This window comes from Nostoc sp. CHAB 5715 (genome assembly GCF_020829685.1).
Classification (GTDB): domain Bacteria; phylum Cyanobacteriota; class Cyanobacteriia; order Cyanobacteriales; family Nostocaceae; genus Nostoc.
The window spans coordinates 1-5,801 of the sequence record NZ_JAIVFR010000455.1 but is presented as its reverse complement, the minus strand read 5'-3'; the positions used below and the strand labels follow the sequence as shown (position 1 = coordinate 5,801).

General features: G+C 38.6%; 4 protein-coding genes. 3 read left to right on the top strand and 1 reads right to left on the bottom strand.

The window, feature by feature from the left end; all coding sequences use genetic code 11:
- The first annotated feature begins 351 nt into the window (after positions 1-351).
- Positions 352-897, top strand: coding sequence for an HMA2 domain-containing protein (locus LC574_RS22990; protein WP_229455874.1), 546 nt, complete (start codon positions 352-354; stop codon positions 895-897).
- 9 nt (positions 898-906) lie between these two features.
- On the opposite strand, the gene LC574_RS22985 is transcribed toward LC574_RS22990, so the two are convergent.
- Positions 907-3,252, bottom strand: coding sequence for a WD40 repeat domain-containing protein (locus tag LC574_RS22985; RefSeq protein WP_229455873.1), 2,346 nt, complete (start codon positions 3,250-3,252; stop codon positions 907-909).
- A 583-nt stretch (positions 3,253-3,835) separates the two neighbouring features.
- Here LC574_RS22985 and LC574_RS22980 point away from each other — a divergent pair.
- Positions 3,836-4,477 (top strand): HMA2 domain-containing protein, encoded by a 642-nt coding sequence (locus tag LC574_RS22980; RefSeq protein ID WP_229455869.1) that lies wholly within the window; start codon positions 3,836-3,838, stop codon positions 4,475-4,477.
- 666 nt (positions 4,478-5,143) lie between these two features.
- Positions 5,144-5,801: HMA2 domain-containing protein (locus LC574_RS22975; protein WP_368736723.1), on the top strand; the 658-nt coding region annotated here is incomplete at its 3' end.

Here is a 5,801-nt window from a genome sequence, read left to right as displayed (position 1 = left end):
ATTTGCGAAAGTTAGAACTGATACAGAGATATATGTAAAAATCCTAAATGAGTCGTGAAAAATATATAAGGAAACGAACCGCCAAGGACGCCAAGGACGCAAAGGAAGAGAAGAAAGAAATGCTTAACTGAATTGTATTGACCCATAGGGGACTTCAAATTACAAAAATATCAAATTAGTAAGGTGCGTTACGATGTTCTACCTAACGCACCCTACGAAAATAGAATAATTTATTTTTTGGAAGTCCCTAATGCAAAATATTAGATAACAAACCCACAACAAAGAATCCACTATCACACAAGTCAAAAAGGTGGTTACATGTTGACAAATGGTTATAGCACTTACAATAAAATGCCGGAAATTCTAGACAAACCCACTTTCAAAACACCACCAAAACCGATATCTACAAAAGTTGTAAGTTCAACTCCAAAAAGATTGCGGTTGAGAGTGGCTCATTCCCATCGTCAACCAGAAAAGATGCAACGCATCGCCAAAGCTTTGTCAGCAAATACTCACATTAATCAAATTAAGACAAATGTCCATCATGGGAGTATTGTTATCAATCACGATGGTAATAATGGCAGTCTAGAAAATGTGCTAGCAACACTTAAAGATTTAGGAATAATTTTTGCCGATGTTACCGAGGGGAACACCGAGGCAGCAGCCGGAGTATCATCTGCGATTGTTGACTTAAACCAGCGCGTCAAACAGTCAACACATGGTGCTTTTGATCTGCGAATTCTTTTCCCTTTGGGATTAGCTAGTCTTTCGCTGCGGCAATTACTTAATAAAGGGTTGCAGTTAGAAGTTATTCCTTGGTATGTTTTAGCATGGTATGCTTTTGATAGCTTTATTAAGTTGCACGGAACTAGCCAAAAACAATCAACAAACGAGTAACTAAAAAGCTTAATTGATCTGCCAAATTTTGATGGTTTTATCAGAACTACCACTAGCAATAAATTGACCATCCTTGCTCATAGCAATAGAGTTTACTGCCCCTGAGTGTTCTGTGATAGTTTGCAGTAACTCTCCCGTCCGCAAATGCCAAACTTTGATGGTTTTGTCTGCGCTACCGCTAAAGAGAATTTCTCCATCAGGACTAACAGCTAAGGATCTTACCTCTTCTAAATGTCCAGTCAAGGTGTGTAGTACTTTACCTGTAGCTAAATGCCAAATTTTGATAGTTTTGTCTGTGCTACCGCTAAAGAGAATTTCTCCATCAGGACTAATGATTACTGATTTCACCCCACCTAAATGTCCGTTGAGAGTGCGTAACGGATCTCCCGTGCGTGGGTTCCACAGCCTAATTTTGTTGTCAGAACTACCACTAGCAAGGATTGTACCATCAGGGCTGATAGCAGCAGCATTAACTGCGGATGAATGCCAAAGGGTACAAATGCGATCGCCTTTATGCAAATTCCAAATTTTGATTTTATTGCTACCACTGGCAAGAATTTGTCCATCAGGACTGATGGCGATGCAGTTAACCGGTTTTTGATGTCCTAACAGAGTGTGGATTAATTTGCCAGAATTGAGGTTGTATACTCTAACATTACTTTTGGGGTGTTGGCAACTACCAACAGCGAGATAATGTTCATCAGGACTAATCGAAACAGAGGAAATTTCGCCTAAATCTTCTGTGAGGGTGCGGATAAGTTTGTCGGGTTTAAGATTCCATACTTTGATGGTTTTATCTGCACATCCGCTAACTAAACTCTCAGAATCAGGACTAATGACGACAGATGTCACTTTTTCTAAATGTCCAGTTAAGGTATGGCTGAGAACGATATGTTGTAGTGTAACTTGGTGTTTGAGGTTGGCGACGCAATTTAAAATTTCTTCAACATCAGCAAGACTCTGACTATCACCGACTGCTATAAAATATTCTCTTAACTTTTTTACATATTCCTCATCTTTAACGCTGACGGCTGATTGCATTGCCTGAAGCGGGTTTGTAGAATCCTGTAGTGATATTTGGCGTAGTTGTAACCATGTATTCACAGAATAATTTAGCTGTTCATTTGCCCAAGAGCGTAGTTTACCGCCGTAGGCATCGCTTAAATGAGATAAACTCTTGGCTAATTGCAAAGCCAATTCTGGAATCCAGTAACAACGCTCATTTTCCAGAGCTTGGTAAACTTGCTTGTAACCGGAGGCGATAACTTGTACTGATTGTAAATCAAAAGTATCTCCCAGCAAACTCGGCAGCAACTCTGGTAGTAGTGGAGGTACACCATGATTAACCAGGTGGTAAACATCCGCTACCCAACCTGCAACCAAACAGTGATAAGTAATCAAAACCTGGCAAAGATTTTCAAAATCCTGACGATTGACTTGATATTGTAAAGATAACTTACTAATATCAATTCCTTTCTCATTCCATTTTTCTACCTTTTCTAAAACTGCCAAATTAACAACATTCTCTTTTCCAATGTGATTAATTTCCTCGCTTTCTTCTCCCAATGCCAAGAGTTCATCTCTAATTTTTTTCCATTCTAACGCCCGTCTTTTAGCAGACTCTTCCAAAATATCTCGATAAGGTAATCGAGTAATTGTTTTATAATAATAATTACCTTGTCCCAAACCCCAGTAGGCAATCCGAAAGTTTAAATAATCTCCATCATTTTCTGACTCTAAAATCAAAATTGGCTCTGTTTTCAACATTCCAAACAGAGCCTTAATACTTGATTCACTGTGAAAACGTTTACTATCCCAAGCACCTGCCAATAATTCTGTTGGTCTAACTTGACTGTGTAGAGAGTAATGCTTGTTAAGAAAATCTCGTAATCCTTCAGCCAACATTAACTCAATTTGGGAAATTGTTTCATTTATATTATCGTCAAACTGGTCAAAATGTACTTGAGGAGGAGCGATAAAAATTTTTAGTGGAGTGCGCCCATAATTGGTGTGATCTAAAATCTGTGAAGGGTATAATCTTAAAGGCCAGCTATCAAGAATTTTATTGACTTCTGGCAACTTGAGCGCTGTTTCTCGCTCTTGGGCGGCTATTCTTAATTGTGCTTGGTGATTGTCGGCTACTAATTGCTGTTGGAAAATTCTTTCTTGTTCAAAGTCTTCAACATAACTGCTTTTTTTATTTGAAGAATTTAAAACTTTGAGTATTTCGGGAATTACTTCAATCGGTTCATATTTACTCAGAGCTAAATCTTGACTTCTCTTTTGTACTAGCTCTGCAACAACAGGTGCAAACTCTAGTACCAGTTGAATTAGTAACCTTAACCCTTGCTGCATAAACACATACCTAGAAACTAAGTAAAATAAATAAGCAAAGCTTGCATGAAATCAGGGCAATACTCCTATCAAGTAAATTCATACATACTCTTGATTTTACTAATTGAGATTATAGTAACTCAACTGTAAAACATTAAAACCCTTACATGTCAATAGGTCTATGTACCGAAACACCTGTCAATAAAAATGATAATAATCTAATCAGGGAGGGGAGAGAGCATTAATCAGCAAGGTAGAAGGTAGGAGGGAGCAGGGGTTTAAGCACAAAGCTAAATCTCGGATTTAATAGCTTACATTTAGGATAAGTCTGAATCCCCGAATATATTGCTAACTGCCCTTTGCCTTCTGCCTTCTTCAACGTTTCTGTTCTTGATTATTAGTGAAGCACAGTGTTAAAGAAACTTAATCAACCTGATAACAGCGACAGTTAAATTCAATACTGAGATAGATTTTTTCAATCAGAAAAATAGGTATGACTAAAGTAAAGTCAATGCAGTTCAATAAAACCCTCTCTTAAAACATCAATTGATAAATATATAAGCCTGGTTGCGTTTTTTGTTTTTTGAAATAAAAAAATAGTACTATGACTTCTAGAAAACCGTCTTCTGACAAAACTGCTAGTCTTAACCTGCGTTTACCACCAAAAAAGGCAGCTAAAAACGTAGCTAAGAAAACAGCGCCATCCCAAAAGATATACTATAGCATTGTCCATACAATTCCTGGGCGGATTCGTTTTCGTATTCCTCTGCTAGCGAGAGATACTGAGTATGCTAATCAACTCAAGTTAGCGATAGAATCTGATACTAGAGTTACAAATGTCCGTGCTAACCCGAAAGCTGCATCTATCGTCATCAATTATAAAGTAGGTGTAATTTCAGATAATCAAATGCGCGAGCATCTAGTCAACCTGATTCAAACTGCCCAAGATGTGGTTTTGCCAAAAGAGGTAATGGCAAAATCAATCGTGGGGACTATTTTTGATGCTCTAATCAACCTAATTGATAGTACACGCAAGCTCAACCAAGCACGTAATGTTATTGTATATCGAAGCTTTAGGATAGACGTTTGGGAACGGATACTTTCTACCTCAAGAAGCATAATTAAGAGGCTAAAATCTGCCACCATGTTTATCTTACCTAACAAGCGATGGCGATTGCGCGGCAATGGCGAGTTCAACTCCCAGCCTTTGAAACTAAAATCTGCCAGCGAACCTGAACTTGTGTAGTTGCTAATACAGTAACCAATACAGGGCTATTTCATTCTCATCTAGCCCGCCTCAGAATGAATTCTGAGTCTAATAGCGAAAGTCGTCTAAAGACCAATACAGTTCAGTTAACGCTAAAAACCTTAAATTGTGTAGGTTGGGTTGAGGAACGAAACCCAACATTTCCGGGGCTTTGTTGGGTTGCGCTTTGCTTAACCCAACAAAGCGATTTTTCACAAAGCCAAGCGTATTGCGTTATATCACAATACGCTTGGGTTAAGGCTAAAACTGTGTTACAAAGTCAATTTTGTTAACGAACCGCCAAGACGCCAAGGACGCAGAGAGAAGGAAGAAATGCTTAACTGAACTGTATTGGTCTAAAGACGACTGAGAAAAGGTTATAGTCCGTTTTAACGGACTTTAGCTGTTAGCCTGGAACTTTAGTTCTGGGCGGTTTATGTCTAGAACGAAATAGCCCTAGTAACCAATACTACTCGTTTAAGAAAATTTGTACGTTGGCTTGAAGGTCGTGAAACCCAACAAAGCCTTGAAAATGTTGGGTTACCCTGCGGGAAGCCCCTTCGGGTCTACGTTCCTCAACCCAACCTACACCAAAGTGATTTTTTAGGCAACATGAAAATCTCTTTTCCCTAGCCTTCAGTCAAAGCATTTTATTATCAATAACAAATGGGTAATCCTCACTTTCATAAACTTCCTAATCAAAACCATTGGGTTCAAGCAATACATACTGCTGTTAAAGGAAGAGTTAGGTATAAGGTAAATGGACTTTATCATTCAGAAGCTCTTAAAAAATATCTTGAATCGAGATTATTAGAAGAGGAAATAATCTCACGAGCTAGTGCTAATAGTTACACAGGTAATGTTCTTGTTATCTTTCATCCAGATAAGAGTTTAAATACTATCGCTCTCCTTATTCAAGACATCCTCTTAGATTATCGGCAAAAAAGCAGTAAATCACTTGTTTCTGGCGCAGTCATTGAAGACAGTAAGTTGCATTCCTTTGGCACTAAAGAAAATACTGCTGCCGTTGGGGGTAATAATCGAAACATATCTGATTCAGCCGTACTGCCTCAAATATCTATGCAGCGACAATTAAACCAAACAGGTAGTCAACTTATTCCGGTATTGGGGGCTGTTGGCGCTCTTGTATGCGGCACTGGACTGTTGTATGCATATAATCTTGATGAAGCCATTTTGCTCTTGATCCAGAGGTTGCATACACCACTGCGCGATCGCATCATGCTTGGTATCACTTTTATGGGCGATCCAGTAGTAATGCTGATATCTTCTTTGGGGCTGGCGATTAGTCCGTTATTTTATAATC